At 65.2% G+C, this 13,946-nt stretch carries 18 protein-coding genes and 2 tRNA genes; 10 read left to right on the top strand and 10 right to left on the bottom strand.

Annotation, left to right across the window (positions count from 1 at the left end):
* Positions 1-34: 34 nt before the first annotated feature.
* Positions 35-109 (top strand) — tRNA-Gly (locus tag ACEQXV_RS09960).
* A 47-nt stretch (positions 110-156) separates the two neighbouring features.
* Here ACEQXV_RS09960 and ACEQXV_RS09955 read toward each other — a convergent pair.
* Positions 157-999 carry a tetratricopeptide repeat protein gene (locus ACEQXV_RS09955; RefSeq protein WP_370251083.1) on the bottom strand — a complete coding sequence of 281 codons (843 nt, stop codon included), beginning with the start codon at positions 997-999 and terminating at the stop codon, positions 157-159.
* Positions 1,000-1,237: 238 nt separating this feature from the next.
* Between ACEQXV_RS09955 and ACEQXV_RS09950 the strand changes: the two genes are divergently transcribed.
* The 3 genes from ACEQXV_RS09950 (at position 1,238) to hisH (ending at position 3,508) form a co-directional block, all read left to right on the top strand.
* On the top strand, positions 1,238-2,185 hold the full coding sequence (locus tag ACEQXV_RS09950; RefSeq protein WP_370251084.1) for a hypothetical protein: 948 nt from the start codon (positions 1,238-1,240) through the stop codon (positions 2,183-2,185).
* Positions 2,186-2,278: 93 nt separating this feature from the next.
* On the top strand, positions 2,279-2,866 hold the full coding sequence (hisB, locus tag ACEQXV_RS09945; RefSeq protein ID WP_370268983.1) for an imidazoleglycerol-phosphate dehydratase HisB: 588 nt from the start codon (positions 2,279-2,281) through the stop codon (positions 2,864-2,866).
* Positions 2,867-2,869: 3 nt separating this feature from the next.
* Positions 2,870-3,508: an imidazole glycerol phosphate synthase subunit HisH gene (hisH, locus tag ACEQXV_RS09940; RefSeq protein ID WP_370251086.1), complete on the top strand. Its 639-nt coding sequence runs from the start codon at positions 2,870-2,872 to the stop codon at positions 3,506-3,508.
* 172 nt (positions 3,509-3,680) lie between these two features.
* On the opposite strand, the gene ACEQXV_RS09935 is transcribed toward hisH, so the two are convergent.
* The gene (locus ACEQXV_RS09935) at positions 3,681-4,070 is read right to left on the bottom strand and encodes a DUF2147 domain-containing protein (protein ID WP_370251087.1); all 390 of its coding nucleotides are present in this window, start codon (positions 4,068-4,070) and stop codon (positions 3,681-3,683) included.
* 141 nt (positions 4,071-4,211) lie between these two features.
* On the opposite strand from ACEQXV_RS09935, the gene hisA reads away from it, so the two are divergent.
* The 3 genes from hisA to ACEQXV_RS09920 all read left to right on the top strand — a co-directional run bounded on the left by hisA (position 4,212) and on the right by ACEQXV_RS09920 (position 6,062).
* Positions 4,212-4,931: a 1-(5-phosphoribosyl)-5-[(5-phosphoribosylamino)methylideneamino]imidazole-4-carboxamide isomerase gene (gene hisA / locus ACEQXV_RS09930; protein WP_370251088.1), complete on the top strand. Its 720-nt coding sequence runs from the start codon at positions 4,212-4,214 to the stop codon at positions 4,929-4,931.
* A gap of 64 nt (positions 4,932-4,995) precedes the next feature.
* Complete coding sequence (hisF, locus tag ACEQXV_RS09925; RefSeq protein ID WP_370268982.1) at positions 4,996-5,757, top strand: imidazole glycerol phosphate synthase subunit HisF; 762 nt, start codon at positions 4,996-4,998, stop codon at positions 5,755-5,757.
* Entirely contained in the window at positions 5,754-6,062 is a 309-nt protein-coding gene (locus ACEQXV_RS09920) for a phosphoribosyl-ATP diphosphatase (protein WP_370254713.1), read from the top strand. The genes hisF and ACEQXV_RS09920 overlap by 4 nt, the downstream gene beginning before the upstream one ends.
* A 41-nt stretch (positions 6,063-6,103) precedes the next feature.
* On the opposite strand, the gene ACEQXV_RS09915 is transcribed toward ACEQXV_RS09920, so the two are convergent.
* From ACEQXV_RS09915 to rlmB, 4 genes are all read right to left on the bottom strand, one after another.
* Positions 6,104-6,577, bottom strand: a complete 474-nt coding sequence (locus ACEQXV_RS09915) for a CoA-binding protein (protein WP_370268981.1) — start codon at positions 6,575-6,577, stop codon at positions 6,104-6,106.
* Between the two features lie 178 nt (positions 6,578-6,755).
* Entirely contained in the window at positions 6,756-7,211 is a 456-nt protein-coding gene (locus ACEQXV_RS09910) for a YHS domain-containing (seleno)protein (protein ID WP_370268979.1), read from the bottom strand.
* Between the two features lie 85 nt (positions 7,212-7,296).
* Positions 7,297-7,593, bottom strand: coding sequence for a hypothetical protein (locus tag ACEQXV_RS09905; RefSeq protein WP_370268978.1), 297 nt, complete (start codon positions 7,591-7,593; stop codon positions 7,297-7,299).
* Positions 7,593-8,381, bottom strand: a complete 789-nt coding sequence (rlmB, locus tag ACEQXV_RS09900) for a 23S rRNA (guanosine(2251)-2'-O)-methyltransferase RlmB (protein ID WP_370254719.1) — start codon at positions 8,379-8,381, stop codon at positions 7,593-7,595. Before rlmB ends, ACEQXV_RS09905 begins: the two co-directional genes overlap by 1 nt.
* Before the next feature lie 142 nt (positions 8,382-8,523).
* Here rlmB and ACEQXV_RS09895 point away from each other — a divergent pair.
* Positions 8,524-8,607 (top strand) — tRNA-Tyr (locus ACEQXV_RS09895).
* Positions 8,608-8,629: 22 nt separating this feature from the next.
* Here the strand turns inward: ACEQXV_RS09895 and ACEQXV_RS09890 are convergent.
* Positions 8,630-9,412 carry a hydroxypyruvate isomerase family protein gene (locus tag ACEQXV_RS09890; protein WP_370254720.1) on the bottom strand — a complete coding sequence of 261 codons (783 nt, stop codon included), beginning with the start codon at positions 9,410-9,412 and terminating at the stop codon, positions 8,630-8,632.
* Between the two features lie 108 nt (positions 9,413-9,520).
* On the opposite strand from ACEQXV_RS09890, the gene ACEQXV_RS09885 reads away from it, so the two are divergent.
* Together ACEQXV_RS09885 and ACEQXV_RS09880 are read left to right on the top strand one after the other, a co-directional pair.
* Entirely contained in the window at positions 9,521-10,339 is an 819-nt protein-coding gene (locus ACEQXV_RS09885; protein ID WP_372525600.1) for a 2OG-Fe(II) oxygenase, read from the top strand.
* A 62-nt stretch (positions 10,340-10,401) separates the two neighbouring features.
* Entirely contained in the window at positions 10,402-11,391 is a 990-nt protein-coding gene (locus tag ACEQXV_RS09880) for a hypothetical protein (protein WP_370254723.1), read from the top strand.
* 3 nt (positions 11,392-11,394) lie between these two features.
* Here ACEQXV_RS09880 and ACEQXV_RS09875 read toward each other — a convergent pair whose 3' ends face one another.
* The 3 genes from ACEQXV_RS09875 to clpX all read right to left on the bottom strand — a co-directional run.
* Positions 11,395-11,544: a hypothetical protein gene (locus ACEQXV_RS09875; protein WP_370254725.1), complete on the bottom strand. Its 150-nt coding sequence runs from the start codon at positions 11,542-11,544 to the stop codon at positions 11,395-11,397.
* A 41-nt stretch (positions 11,545-11,585) separates the two neighbouring features.
* On the bottom strand, positions 11,586-12,674 hold the full coding sequence (locus tag ACEQXV_RS09870; protein WP_370254727.1) for a helix-turn-helix domain-containing protein: 1,089 nt from the start codon (positions 12,672-12,674) through the stop codon (positions 11,586-11,588).
* Between the two features lie 118 nt (positions 12,675-12,792).
* Positions 12,793-13,946, bottom strand: a 1,154-nt coding sequence (clpX, locus tag ACEQXV_RS09865; protein ID WP_370268976.1) for an ATP-dependent Clp protease ATP-binding subunit ClpX, incomplete at its 5' end; no start/stop codon positions are given.

Below are 13,946 nucleotides of genomic sequence, written 5' to 3'. Positions count from 1 at the left end.
CTCCCGCCAGCCGACTAAATACCGCCTCCACAGAGCGGGCGTAGCTCAGGGGTAGAGCATTACCTTGCCAAGGTAAGGGTCGTGAGTTCGAATCTCATCGCCCGCTCCAATCAAAAAGGCCTCCGGATTTCCGGGGGCCTTTTTGTTTTGCGCGCGTCACTGGCCGCGCATTTCCGCAAGGCGCGCCTCGGCATCGGGATGGCCCAGTTCAGCCGCCCGTTCGAACCACAGGATTGCCAGCGCATCATCCTGCAACACACCATCCCCGTCGCGCACGATGATCCCCATGTTATAGGCGGAATAGTCGTCGCCCAGATTGGCAGCCTCGGCCCAGATCCGCGCGGCCTCGGCGTGGTTTTCGGGAAAGCCCCGGCCACGGTAATGGCCGAAGGCCACCAGCCGCATCGCGATGGCATTGCCCTGGTTTGCGGCAAGCCCCGCCCAGTGCATTGCTTCTGCATCGTCGTTCTCGACGCCATCGCCGTTATAGAGCGCATAAGCCAGGTTCGACTGTGCCTCGGGCACGCCCTGCTCGGCTGCCAGGCGGAAATACTGAGCGGCGCGGGCCGGGTCCTCGGCAACACCTTCGCCATGGGCATAGGCCACTCCGAGGTTCAGCTGCGCGACAGCGTCGCCCGCATCCGCGCGCGCCATGAGCTCCGCCAGCTCGGATTCCGCCACGAGGCTGACCCCATCCACGGTCACGGAAAACCCGTCGCTGTTGTCGATGAAGACCTCGGAACTGGCCGTGACCGGATAGCTCTGGCCATCGACGGTGATGCTTTCAGGCGCGATCAGAACCAGGTGGTCGCCTAGCGTCGCTTCGATCCCCGCAAAGGTGCTGCGAGAGCCCATCGAGCCATTGCCGGAAATCGTCACCACGAGATCGCCATAGGTCGATGACATGAGCGACTGCGCAAAGGCCCCCACGGGCATGGCGGCTGCAAGGCCTGCGGCAAGCAGAAGGGCTTTGGGCGACAGAACAAAACGACGGGTCATCGGGAAATCTCTCCTTCAAAAAAACGGTTCAGGGACGGGTCGAAGGCCGTGGGAAATAAGCGTCGCGCGGGAAAACGATGGAGCGCAGGACCTATTTAGTGTATTTATGACATTTAGTCAAGTCCAGGCATCCGCATGCCGCAATGCCCGGCCAACAGGCCTTTTTTTGTTGCAATTCGGCGCGGGCTTTCGAACACTTTCGCCCATTACAAAGAACTTTTTTGCTGGAGGACCTTCGATGACCCGTATCCTGACCGCGCTGGCCACCCTGGGGCTAGGCGCGCTAGGCGCCCTGCCCGTTCTTGCCCAATCGCCCCTGACGCTCTCTGGCATGAGCGTCTATCGCTATGAAACGCTGGTGGATCATTCCGGCAACTCGGGCTCGTTCTGCTGCGCACCCTACGAACTGGGTGGGCCGGATGGGCAGTTCTTCTACATCCGGGCCGTCTTCGACGTGGCCTGGTCCGAAGACCTCGACCGGGTGTCAGTCAGCTCGTCCGACATCATGTTGCAGCTTCCCGGCGAAGACGAGGGCCGCCGCGCCCAGGGCCGCTATGACTGGTTCGGCGTGTTCCAGCCTTCGGCCGGAAGCCTGAGCGAACGTCGCCCGCGCGACTGGCCCAACGAAACCGCCCAGGTCTTTTTCAACGGCATCTGGTATCTGCCGCGAGACGTAAGCTCGGCCACGCTGATCATCGGTGAAGATGACGAGATGCTGGAAGTGCCCGTCAACCTGGCCGTCGAACTGTCCCCGGTGATCTCGCCATCCCAGACCATGACCATCACCCCGACCGCCCTGCGCCGGGCCGAACCGCTCAGCGCGGAATCGCGGCTGAACGGCACCGATGTGCCCGGCAGAATGGCCCCCGTGGTAGGCACCATGCTGCGGCTCGATTTCGACATCACCCCCGCCTTCTCGACCGACACGGACGCGCAGACGGGTGAAAACGCCGCCTTCATCCGCAACACCTGGTTCTCGCTGGTCAGCCCCGATGGCGCGCCGCTTGTGCCGCTCGGTTCGCAGTCCAGCGGCTCTTCGCCCCGCATCGAATGGACCAATTCGCTAAGCTGGCAGAACGACCCGCAGACCATCGACATGAGCCTCTATTTCCTGGGCAATGGCGCCCCGGGCACCTACCAGATCTACTTCCTGGAGGATTACGTGGGCGACGTGACGCTTCAGTGAGACATCCGGGGGCGGCCCTTCGGGCCGCTCTCCCCCTTTTCGACCCGGGCTTTGCCGCCTATAAGGCCCTAACTTCCAAAGGCGGAGCCCCAGATGCGCAAAGCGACGATCACCCGCAAGACGGCTGAAACCGAGATTTCGGTCGAGATCAATCTCGACGGGACCGGTGCCTATGACAACCAGACCGGGGTCGGCTTCTTCGACCACATGCTGGACCAGCTCAGCCGCCATTCGCTGATCGACATGACGATCCGCGCCACGGGCGACACCCATATCGACGACCACCACACGGTCGAGGATACCGGTATCGCGCTTGGACAGGCGCTGGTGGCGGCGCTTGGCGACAAGCGCGGCATCCGGCGCTACGGCGACTGCCACCTGCCGATGGACGACGCGCAGGTTCGCGCGGCGCTGGACCTGTCGGCGCGGCCCTTCCTGGTGTGGAACGTCACCCTGCCCACGCCCAAGATCGGCAGCTTCGACAGCGAGCTGGTGCGCGAGTTCTTCCAGGCGCTGGCCACCCATGGCGGCATCACCCTGCACGTGGACCAGGTCCATGGCTTCAACAGCCACCACATCGCGGAAGCCGCCTTCAAGGCCGTGGCCCGCGCCCTGCGCCAGGCTGTCGAGCCTGACCCGCGCAAGGCCGATGCCATCCCCTCGACCAAGGGAACCCTGTAAACGATGACCACGGTCCTGGTGGATTACGAGAGCGGTAACCTGCACTCGGCAGAGAAGGCCTTTCAGCGCATGGCCGCTGAGGGCGGGCACGGGGCCGTCGTGGTGACGGCCGATCCCGACGTGGTGGCCAGCGCCAGCCGCATCGTGCTGCCCGGCGACGGTGCCTTCCCGGCCTGCCGGCGCGGCCTTCAGGCCATCGACGGGCTGGAAGAGGCCTTGATCGAGGCGGTCGAGACGCGCGGCGTGCCCTTCCTGGGCATCTGCGTGGGCATGCAGATGCTGACGGGCTGGGGCCGCGAATACGAGGACGTGGAGGGGTTTGGCTGGATCCCCGGCGAGGTGGTGAAGATCGTCCCCTCGGACCCCGCCCTGAAAGTGCCGCATATGGGCTGGAACGACCTTGTGATCGACCAGCCGCATCCCGTGCTTGAAGGGCTCGGCACCGGCGATCACGCCTATTTCGTGCACAGCTACCACATGAAGGTTAGCGACCCGGCTCAGCTGCTGGCGCATGTGGACTATGGCGGACCGATTACTGCCATCGTGGGGCGCGACAACGTGGTGGGCACCCAGTTCCACCCCGAAAAGAGCCAGCGCGCGGGGCTCCGGCTCATTTCGAATTTCCTCGGCTGGCGTCCCTGATCCGGCACGGTGTCGCCGCCTTCGGCGTCGACCCGGGGCGGCCCTCCTCACCCTTCGCCTGACACGAAGGGATCGTCGGGCCGCGCGGGGGCTCTGCCCCCGGACCCCCGGGATATTTCAGGAACAATGACAGCAGGCCCGCGCCAATGGATGACCGGCGCGGGGGGGGCGATCAGTTGGCGCGGCTCCAGGTGCCGCCATCCCGGCAAATCCCCAGGACGCAGCCGCGAACGGCCATGGAGTTGCCCGAGAGCTGAACACGGCTGTTATAGGTGCGGTCGCGGTCCGGCGAGTAGATCCGGCCCCGGTATTCGCCGCCACCATGGGGCTGCATCTCCGAGATGATCATCCGGCCCACGTTTTCGCTTTCCATCGGGTTACCCGAGGCGTCATAGGCCTGGATGAGCGTGCCGCAGAAGGCGTTGCCGCAGGGCACGACCTCGATCATGCCGGAATTGCCGTTGTCATCGGGCGCCGTGCGCCAGCGGCCTTCGATCGGATCCGCGGCCGCGATACCGGCCATGCCAACGATGGCAGCAAGAGCGATAAGTGCAGTTTTCATTCTGGTGTCCTCCCAAGAACCGCGGGCAGTTTGGCGGCAAGTGCGGCATTCTGGCAAGCCTGACGTTGGGTTGCCTTGGCAAGCCTGCGCCGATCCGGCAAAAGGGCGCCGAAGCATGATGCCCAGTGAAAGGTGCGCCCGATGATCCTCTACCCCGCCATCGACCTCAAGGACGGCCAGGCCGTACGGCTCTATAAGGGCGAGATGGAGAAGGCGACCGTCTTTCACGACCGCCCGGCGGAACAGGCCAAGGCCTTCGAGGCGGCGGGCTGCGACTGGCTGCACCTGGTGGACCTCAACGGCGCCTTCGCGGGCGAGCCCGTGAACGGCGCGGCGGTCGAGGCGATCCTGGCGGAAACCTCCGTCCCCGCGCAGCTTGGCGGCGGCATCCGTGACATGGCCACAATCGCCATGTGGATCGAGAAGGGCATCGCGCGGGTGATCCTGGGCACGGTCGCGGTGGAAAACCCTGCGCTGGTGCGCGAGGCGGCCAAGGCGTTTCCAGGCAAGGTGGCCGTCGGCATCGATGCAAGGAATGGCCGGGTCGCCACCAAGGGATGGGCCGAGGAAACCGACGTGATGGTCACCGACCTTGCGCACAGCTTCGAGGACGCGGGCGTCGCGGCCATCATCTATACCGACATCAACCGCGACGGGGCCATGCAAGGCCCGAACGTTGAGGCGACCGAGGCGCTGGCGCGCGCGGTCTCCATACCCGTCATCGCCTCGGGCGGGGTCTCTTCGCTGGCCGACCTCATTGCCCTGCGCGACACCGGCGTCATCGCGGGCGCGATTTCTGGCCGGGCGCTTTACGATGGGGCGCTGGACCTGGGCGAGGCGCTGGCGGCCCTGAGCGCCTGAGGGGATTTGCATTCCCGCGCCGTGCTGCCTAAAGACGGACAGGACCAGAGAAGCGGACAGGCCCATGCTGAAGACCCGGATCATCCCCTGCCTCGACGTGGCCGACGGGCGCGTGGTGAAGGGTGTCAATTTCGTCGACCTGATCGACGCGGGCGACCCGGTGGAATCGGCACGCGCCTATGATGCCGCCGGGGCGGACGAGCTCTGTTTCCTCGACATTCACGCGACCCACGACAACCGCGGCACCATGTATGACCTCGCCACCCGCACGGCCGAGCAGTGCTTCATGCCGCTCACGATCGGCGGCGGTGTGCGCACGGTCGAGGACGTGCGGAACCTGCTGCTTGCAGGGGCCGACAAGGTGAGCTTCAACTCCGCCGCCGTGGCCGACCCGGATGTCGTGGCCCGCGCCGCCGACAAGTTCGGCAGCCAGTGCATCGTGGTGGCCATCGACGCCAAGACCGTATCGCCCGGCAAATGGGAGATCTTCACCCATGGCGGGCGCAAGCCCACGGGCATCGACGCGGTGGCGTTTGCCCGCACGGTCGTGGCCAAGGGGGCCGGTGAAATCCTGCTGACCTCGATGGATCGCGACGGCACGCGGGCGGGCTTCAACCTGCCGCTGACCCGCGCCATTTCCGATGCGGTGCCGGTGCCGGTCATCGCGTCGGGCGGGGTCGGCAATCTCGATCACCTCGTCGAAGGCGTGACCGAAGGCGGGGCGTCGGCCGTGCTGGCCGCTTCGATCTTCCATTTCGGCGACTACACCATTGCCGAGGCCAAGGCCCACATGGCCGCCGCCGGTATCCCCGTGAGGCTCTCATGACCACGCTTTCCCGCCTTGCCGCCACGATCGACGCCCGCAAGGGGGCCGACCCCGACAGTTCCTGGACCGCGAAACTTCTGGCCAAGGGGCCCGAGAAATGCGCCGAGAAATTCGGGGAAGAGGCGGTAGAGGCCATCATCGAAGCGGTGAAGGGCGACCGTGCGCGGCTGACATCGGAGGCTGCGGATGTGCTCTATCACCTGCTCGTCATGCTCGCCGCCCGCGACGTGACGCTGGCCGATGTTCTGGCGGAGCTTGAGCGGCGCGAGGGCACCTCCGGCATCGCGGAGAAGGCTAACCGCTAGACAACCGACATGCCTTTGCTGCGACGGACAGGCTGCGCTGATCAGAGCTTGGAGCTGATGATCCCGGTATTGAACCCGCCCATGCGCAGCTCGCCGAAAAGCCGCTGATACTCGATCTTCGGACAGCGGTTCTGGATCACCTGAACGCCCCGCGCCTCGGCCTTGGCCGCTGCCTCCGCGTGCTCCACCCCGATCTGCATCCAGATGGTCTTGAGCTTGGGGAAATGATCCAGCGCTTCATCGACAATCGGCGGCACCGCTTCGGACCTGCGGAAGATATCGACCACGTCGACCGGGCCGTCGATCTGAGACAGCGAGGCCACAACGGTTTCGCCAAAGAGCTGCGTGCCCGCCTGACCGGGATTGACCGGGATCACCCGAAACCCCTTCAGCCGCAGGTAGCGCGCGACGTAATGCGAGGGCCGCACCGGGTTGGGCGACACGCCCACGCAGGCGAAGGTTTTGCTTTCGCGCAGAATCTTGCGCAGCAGGTCATCGGAAGGAGTCGTCGTCATGGCCTGACCGATAGCACATCAAAAAAGCGCCCGCAGCGGAATTCGCAGCGGGCGCAAGTGCGGAACGAGGGACAGTGATGGGCGCGGCGGTGTTCCGAACCGGGCGCCTGAGTGATAATTTAGCAACGATTTCCCCAAATGTAAGGGGGTGAAACGAAAAAGTGATTGAAAATCGAAATCACCCAAGACTCGCTGGCCAATTCGCATCCGCCAGGGCCACGTTTCCGGGAATGTCGCGTTCCCATCTGCGCCGAATCCGCAGCGACGCGTTCAGAAACAGCCGCCCGTCGTGGATCGTCCAGGCTTCGGGGACCGTGTCTGCAACATAGCCACGCGACGCTGCCCAGGCACAGTAGCCCCCGTAAGCGGGCGCAAAGGCCGTGGGGTCGGCGGCGAAACGGTCTCGGTTCTCGACCGAGGAAAAAAGCCAGCGCGCCCCCATCCAGTTCACCGCGAACCCCGCCTGCCCTGCAACCGGGGCAGACTGGGTGAAATAGGCGACCGGGTCGATGCCGTTGATGGCGATCCCGTCGGTTGCGAAGACCGGTGGCGTCGAGGCGCGTGCAACCCGCGCAAGGGCAACCAAGGCAGGGGCGGCGGCCAGAAGGCCAAGGGCGGCGCGGCGGGGGATCATGGGCTTTCTCCTTGCGGCTTCGTCCCCCAAGATCATGGCGCAGGCGCTTTCGGGAAAGCCCCCCTGACGCAACTGTGATCGGACGTCAGTCGAAGATGTCCTCGATCACGTCGAAGGCCTCTTCCAGCGCGCGCGACCACAGGGGCTTGCTGCGCTTCTTTTTCTTGCGGGGGCGATAGGCTTCCTCCCGGCGCCAGTCCTGCACGGGATCGGCCACTGCGCTTGCGCGCCGGGCCGGGCGTTCAGGCTCCAGCTTCAGCGCCTTCATCTCGTGCAGCGGCGCCCCGCAGCGCCCGCAGGCCAGCTCATGCCCCTGCCGCGCTGTCAGCTTCAGCATGGTCCGCGATCCGCAATAGCAGCAGGTGGCAATCTTCGTGGTCATCAGGTCCCTTTCACGCCTCTCGTCACTGCATATAGGGACACGGCCGCCGCATTCGAGACGTTGAGCGAGCCAAATTCGCCCGCGAAGGGGATACGCACCAGGTGATCGCACAGCTCGCGCGTGCGTTCGCGCAGGCCCGGGCCCTCGGCCCCAAGCACCAGCGCGACGGGACGATCGGCGAGGTCGGGCGTAAGATCGTCGATCACCGTCTCGCCCTCGCCCGCAAGCCCGATCAGCGTATAGCCCATCTCGCGCAGCTCCAGCATGGCGTCGCCCAGGTTCTTGACGCGCAGATAGGGCTGGCGTTCCAGCGCCCCCGAGGCGGTCTTGGCCAGCGCGCCGGTCTCGGGCGCGGAATGGCGATGGGGCGCAATGACCGCCCGTGCGCCGAACACTTCCGCCGAACGCAGGATCGCGCCCACGTTATGGGGGTCCGTCACCCGGTCAAGAAGCACAAGACGCGGCGCGTGCGGACCGGTCTGGCACAGGTCCCTGAGCTTGCCCCAGTCGAGCGGCTTGACCTCCAGCGCCGCCCCCTGGTGCACCGAGCCCGGATCGAGCGGCACCGGGAACTTGCGCGGATCGGCGATCTCGGGCTCCATCCCCGCCTCGGCAATCGCCTCGGCCAGACGGTCGGCGGCGTTCTTGGTGACGACCAGCCGCAACCGTTCGCGCGCGGGGTTCATCAGCGCGTCGCGCACCGCGTGCAGGCCAAAGAGCCAGACGGTTTCCGCCGAAGCCGCCCGCTTGGCGCGTTCCTTTTCGATCACCCAGGCCGGTTTCTTCATGATTTCGGGTCCTTTCACGCTCGCGGGGCAGCTATGCCCGAGGGCCGGGCAAAGTCCAGTCCCCCTTCCGCCGATTTTCGTCTTGACGCCCCCGGACGGGCGGATTATCCCCACCCGGCGTTCGGTCGAAGGACCGATGCAAGGGCGACGTGCTGCAAGGTGCGGCAGCGGACTGTAACTCCGCCGGGGAGACCCACGCCTGGTTCGATTCCAGGGTCGCCCACCATCCTCCTCCAGATCAAGACAGGTCAGGCAACAGGGGTGGTGGACCGCCTTTGGCGGGCCAGCCAGCCGAGGCTTTTGTCCGTGTCAGGGCCGGGTTTGTATTCCGCGCCCAGGGGGCTGTTCCATCCCAGTTCCGCGATCACGCCGAATACGTGGTCATAGTTCACCTCGCCATGATCGGGTGCCCCCCGGTCGGGGACCGAGGCGAACTGGATATGCCCGATCAGCGGCAGGAGATCGGCGAGCCGGTGGCTGAGATCGCCCTCCATCAATTGCACGTGGTAGCAGTCGAACATCAGCCGCAGGTTGGGCGCGGCGATGTCCTGGATCAGGGCCTTGGCCTGCCCGGTGGTGGACAGGAAATAGCCCGGCGCGTCATAGCGGTTGAGCGGCTCTATCAGGATCGTCATGGATCGTTCTGCCGCCCGCGCGCAGGCATAGGAAAGGTTGGCGCGAAAGGCCGCCTCTGCGTCTTCGCCCTGTGCAAACCCCGCCATGACATGCAGGTTGGCGGCCCCGATCTCGGCCCCGTAGGCCAGGCCTTCGTCGATAGCCGCGCGCGCCTCGGTCTCGCGCCCAGGCAGCGCGGCCAGCCCGTTTTCGCCGGCCGCAACATCGCCCCGGCGCGTGTTCAGCCCCAACATGGGCAGCCCCGTCTCCTGCAAGGCGGCGCGCAGGTCCCGGGCCGGAACGTCATAGGGCCAGTGGCATTCCACCGCGTCGAAGCCAGCCGCCTTCGCCGCCCGGACCGCCTCGGGCAAGGGGCGGTCGGTCCAGAGAAATCCAAGATTGGCGGAAAACTTCATGCAGGGCTCCCGGGTTGCGCCCCTACCCTTGCGGCGGGACGCATGGGCGTCAATATCCCAAAGAAGGCTTGCGCCCCTGCCCCCGGCCCGCGCATGGTTTGCAGCGCAATGACAACGAGGGACGCGGAACGCATGGGCCAGCTGGACACGATCGTCGATACCAAAACCTATCCCCTGGCCGCGCCGTCACTGGCAGCCGACTGCGCCGCGCGGCTCGATCGGGACGGGGTGGTGACCTTGCCGGGGTTCCTGCGCCCCGAAACGGTCGCGGCCCTCGTGGCCGAAGCCGAGGCAGAGGCCGACAAGGCGTTCTACACCGCCTCGACCCACAACGTCTATCTGACCCCGATCGACGAGAGCCTGCCCGCAGATCACGTCTTCAACCGGCAGGTCGTGTCCTCCAAGGGCTGCATCTGCACCGACCAGGTGCCAGGGACCTCGGCCCTGCAAAGGCTCTATGACGACCCCGATTTCCGTGCCTTCATCGCCGCCGTCGTGGGGGAAAAGGCGCTTTACCCCTATGCCGACAGCCTGTCCTCGATCAACGTGCACTACGCACCGGAAGGCAAGGAACTGAACTGGCATTTCGACAACTCGGAATTCGCCATCACGCTGTTGCTGCAAAAGCCCGAAGGCGGCGGCGCGTTTGAATATATCAAGGACCTGCGCGACGCCGAGGCGGGCGAGATGAACTTCGAAGGGGTGGCCGACCTGCTGGACGGGCGCAGCACGCCCGAGGTGCTGGCCATCGACCCCGGCACGCTGGTGCTGTTCCGGGGGCGCAACTCGATCCATCGGGTGACGCCCACGCAAGGGGGGCGAAAGCGCATCCTCGTAGTGCTGGCCTATAACTCCGAACCCGGCATCGCCCTGTCGGAATCGGCGCGGATGACCTTCTACGGCCGCCTCGGCCAGAGCTACGCCTAGCCACGCGGGAGCCCGCCCGCTAGAGTGCCCGCAAAAGTAAACGGTCGGGGGCGGTGAGCGGTATGCCCAAGCAGAAATTCAACGTGGTGGTCGTTGGCCAGAACGGTCGCCTGCAATATGAAGCGGCGCTGTTCGTGGCCAGCTTCCGCGCCTTCAACCCGTCCTTTCCGGGCCGCCTTTTCATAGCCGAACCGCAGCCCGGCCCCCGCTGGCAGGGCGATCCGCGCATGGGCGACAAGGCCGTGCGCGAATTGCTGGCCGACCACGGGGCCGAGATCCTGCCCTTCGAATCCGTGCATTTCGGACAGGACTACCCCTATGGCAACAAGATCGAGATGCTCTCGGCCCTGCCCAGGGGCGAACCCTTCGTCTTCTTCGACACCGATACGCTGATCATGGGGGACCTGACCGAGGTTCCCTTCGACTTCGAGCGCCCCTCGGCCAGCCTGAAGGTCGAGGGCACATGGCCCGAGATCCAGCTTTACGGCCCCGGCTATAGCGAGACCTGGAAAGCGCTCTATGACCGCTTCGGGCTCGACTTCGACAGCACGCTAGACCTTGCACAGCCCGACGAATACTGGCGCCGCTATCTCTATTTCAACGCGGGTTTCTTCTACTACCGCTGCCCGCAGGAATTCGGCGCCCGGTTCCTGGACTACGCCACCTCGATCCGCAACGACCCGCCCGAGGAACTGGTCTGCCAGACGCTCGATCCCTGGCTCGACCAGGTGGCCCTGCCGCTGGTGATCCATTACTTCGGCGGCGGGCGCGATGCGTTGCCTGCAGGTTGGCTCGACGGCTCGCATTCCTGTCACTACAGGCTGTTACCGCTGCTCTACGCGCGCGAGGCGCAGCGCGTGGTCGATGTGCTGGAAGTGGTCAGCGCCCCCAACAGGATCAAGAAAGTGCTCAAGGGCTACGAACCGATGAAGCGCATGATCTACCAGGCCAAGGGGGCCAAGGCCCGCGCGCTCTTTGACCGCGATCACCTGCCCCGCAAGGAACAGGCGATCCGCAATCAGCTCAAGCGCGCGAAGCTATGGCTGCGCTAGGGATCAGCGGCCCTGCTCGTCCTTCGTGACGATGCCGGGGCCGTCGAAGCTGCCCGGTTGCGGCCAGTCGGACGGCATCCATGCGATGGGAAAGGCACAGGCCGCGGAAACGGTGGCCAGAAGGGCAAGGGCGGCAAGGGTCAGTCGGGTCATGGGAGCATCTCCTTTGATATGCGATGGCTCCCAGATGGCGTTCAGTGTGGCCGGGCGCGCGCCGATTCCGAAATCGGCGGGGGATTTTCGAAACCAGAGAGGCTTTGACCGGAATCGAGGACCCTGCGGCGGAACTCCGACGGGCTTTCCCCGGTCTGGTCGCGAAACGCCTTGTTGAAGGGCCCGAGCGAGGCAAAGCCCGCGTCAAAGGCGATTTCCAGAATGGTGCGTCGGGCCGCGCGCGGATCACTGAGCGCTTTTTTCGCGACCGCGATGCGGTAGCTGTTGATGAAGGTCGGGAAGTTGCGGAACCCGAGCCGTTGGTTGATGACCGCGCGCAGGCGGTGTTCGGGCACGCCGATCTCGGCCCCGAGGGCGGCAATGGTCAACCCCTCTCGCCGCCAGATCCCCGCCTCAAGCGCCTCTTCCAGCGCTGCCACGACCGAGGCATCTACCGCCTCGGCCCGCCGGTCGACCGGCGCGGCGGGTTTCACAGGCTCGGTGAAACAGATGCAGGCCTTGGGCTCGGGTTTGAGGATCCACAGGGCATAGGCGAAGGCAAGCGCAAGGAAGGCCAGCCCCTGCGCCATCGTCATCGCGTCCGGAACCGCCCTGTAGCCGAAGACCAGTTCCGACGCCGTTACCGACACACCCAGAACGGCAATGGCCGACAGGAAGGCCGGGCGGAACTTCAGCCGGTCAACGACGAGATCTTCCTTCGCGGTGCGGATCGCCATGACCAGAAGCGCCGCGAAGAAGGCCAGCATCACGAGACCCCGGCCCACCTCCAGCCCCGGCACCCAGATGCTGGCAATGGCCAGCACCACCGCGATGCCCGCCGCCACCAGCCACGGCAACCGATCGCGCGGGTCGTCCAGGAACAGCGTCACCACCAGCCAGCAGACCGCCAGCGGCACGAAGATCGCCCCCGCCAGAAGGCCCGGGATCGACCAGCCCGGAAGCTCCGGCCCGGCCAGGCTGGACAGAAGCGCATAGCAGGTCATGGTGACCGCCACCGCAGCGACGGGGCGGCCCACGGGTCGTGTCTGGGCGGGGATCATCAGCGCAACGGCACTGAGCAGCGCCAGCGCGATGGCGGCGGCACGGATGGACAGGTCGAGCAGGATCATGGCGGCACAGTCTCAAAAACACGATCGGGGACCAAGATAGGTCCCCGTTCAGGTCTTTACGCGTCGATTTCGGAAAAAAGCGCCGATTCCAGGAATCAAGCGGGTTTTCTTCGCAAGGTCAGCCTGCCGTGGCAGGCTCTTCCTTCTTGCGCTCGGTATAGATCAGCAGCGGCTGCGCCTCAGAGGTCACGGCCTCTTCGTTTACCACAACCTCTTCCACGCCCTCGGTGCCAGGCAGTTCGAACATGGTGTCTAGCAGGATGTCCTCCATGATCGAGCGCAGGCCCCGCGCGCCGGTCTTGCGTTCGATCGCCCGCTTGGCAATGGCCGAAAGCGCATCATCGGTGAACTTGAGCTTGGCATCTTCCAGCTCGAACAGGCGCTGGTATTGCTTGACCAGGGCGTTCTTGGGCTCGGTCAGGATGGTAACAAGCGCCGGTTCATCGAGATCTTCGAGCGTCGCGATCACCGGCAGACGGCCCACGAATTCCGGGATCAGGCCGAATTTCAGCAGATCCTCGGGTTCGAGATCCTTGAAATACTCGCCCACGGTCTTGTTGCTGTCGTCGCGCACATCGGCGCCAAAGCCCATGGCGCTGCCCTTGCCGCGCTGCGCGATGATCTTGTCGAGCCCCGCGAAGGCGCCGCCGCAGATGAAGAGGATGTTGGTGGTGTCCACCTGCAGGAATTCCTGCTGCGGATGCTTGCGCCCGCCCTGCGGCGGCACGGAAGCCACGGTGCCTTCCATGATCTTCAGAAGCGCCTGCTGCACGCCCTCGCCCGAGACGTCGCGGGTGATCGAGGGGTTGTCGGACTTACGGGTGATCTTGTCGACCTCGTCGATATAGACGATGCCGCGCTGCGCCCGGTCGACATTGTATTCGCTGGCCTGCAGAAGCTTGAGGATGATGTTTTCCACGTCCTCGCCCACGTAACCCGCTTCGGTCAGCGTGGTAGCGTCGGCCATGGTGAAGGGCACATCCAGAATGCGCGCCAGCGTCTGCGCGAGCAGCGTCTTGCCGCAGCCCGTGGGGCCGATCAGCAGGATGTTGGACTTGGCCAGTTCGATATCCGACTTGCCGGAGTTGTTCAGGCGCTTGTAGTGGTTATGAACCGCGACCGAGAGCACGCGCTTGGCATGGGCCTGGCCGATCACGTAATCGTCCAGCACGTTGCAGATCTCGCGCGGGGACGGGACCCCTTCGGAGGATTTCAACCCGGCCGAGTTCGTCTCTTCACGGATGATGTGCATGCAGAGTTCAACGCATTCGT

This window comes from Nioella sp., assembly GCF_964229645.1.
In the GTDB taxonomy this organism is placed as follows: domain Bacteria; phylum Pseudomonadota; class Alphaproteobacteria; order Rhodobacterales; family Rhodobacteraceae; genus Nioella.
Note: the sequence above shows the minus strand (reverse complement) of the source record. Positions and strands in the feature narration are given on the sequence as shown.

Excerpts from the sequence above, each read along its gene's own strand:
- ACEQXV_RS09955 (WP_370251083.1), bottom strand. The coding sequence starts at position 999 with ATGACCCGTCGTTTTGTTCTGTCGCCCAAAGCCCTTCTGCTTGCCGCA.
- ACEQXV_RS09950 (WP_370251084.1), top strand. The coding sequence starts at position 1,238 with ATGACCCGTATCCTGACCGCGCTGGCCACCCTGGGGCTAGGCGCGCTA.
- hisB (WP_370268983.1), top strand. The coding sequence starts at position 2,279 with ATGCGCAAAGCGACGATCACCCGCAAGACGGCTGAAACCGAGATTTCG.
- hisH (WP_370251086.1), top strand. The coding sequence starts at position 2,870 with ATGACCACGGTCCTGGTGGATTACGAGAGCGGTAACCTGCACTCGGCA.
- ACEQXV_RS09935 (WP_370251087.1), bottom strand. The coding sequence starts at position 4,070 with ATGAAAACTGCACTTATCGCTCTTGCTGCCATCGTTGGCATGGCCGGT.
- hisA (WP_370251088.1), top strand. The coding sequence starts at position 4,212 with ATGATCCTCTACCCCGCCATCGACCTCAAGGACGGCCAGGCCGTACGG.
- hisF (WP_370268982.1), top strand. The coding sequence starts at position 4,996 with ATGCTGAAGACCCGGATCATCCCCTGCCTCGACGTGGCCGACGGGCGC.
- ACEQXV_RS09920 (WP_370254713.1), top strand. The coding sequence starts at position 5,754 with ATGACCACGCTTTCCCGCCTTGCCGCCACGATCGACGCCCGCAAGGGG.
- ACEQXV_RS09915 (WP_370268981.1), bottom strand. The coding sequence starts at position 6,577 with ATGACGACGACTCCTTCCGATGACCTGCTGCGCAAGATTCTGCGCGAA.
- ACEQXV_RS09910 (WP_370268979.1), bottom strand. The coding sequence starts at position 7,211 with ATGATCCCCCGCCGCGCCGCCCTTGGCCTTCTGGCCGCCGCCCCTGCC.
- ACEQXV_RS09905 (WP_370268978.1), bottom strand. The coding sequence starts at position 7,593 with ATGACCACGAAGATTGCCACCTGCTGCTATTGCGGATCGCGGACCATG.
- rlmB (WP_370254719.1), bottom strand. The coding sequence starts at position 8,381 with ATGAAGAAACCGGCCTGGGTGATCGAAAAGGAACGCGCCAAGCGGGCG.
- ACEQXV_RS09890 (WP_370254720.1), bottom strand. The coding sequence starts at position 9,412 with ATGAAGTTTTCCGCCAATCTTGGATTTCTCTGGACCGACCGCCCCTTG.
- ACEQXV_RS09885 (WP_372525600.1), top strand. The coding sequence starts at position 9,521 with ATGACAACGAGGGACGCGGAACGCATGGGCCAGCTGGACACGATCGTC.
- ACEQXV_RS09880 (WP_370254723.1), top strand. The coding sequence starts at position 10,402 with ATGCCCAAGCAGAAATTCAACGTGGTGGTCGTTGGCCAGAACGGTCGC.
- ACEQXV_RS09875 (WP_370254725.1), bottom strand. The coding sequence starts at position 11,544 with ATGACCCGACTGACCCTTGCCGCCCTTGCCCTTCTGGCCACCGTTTCC.
- ACEQXV_RS09870 (WP_370254727.1), bottom strand. The coding sequence starts at position 12,674 with ATGATCCTGCTCGACCTGTCCATCCGTGCCGCCGCCATCGCGCTGGCG.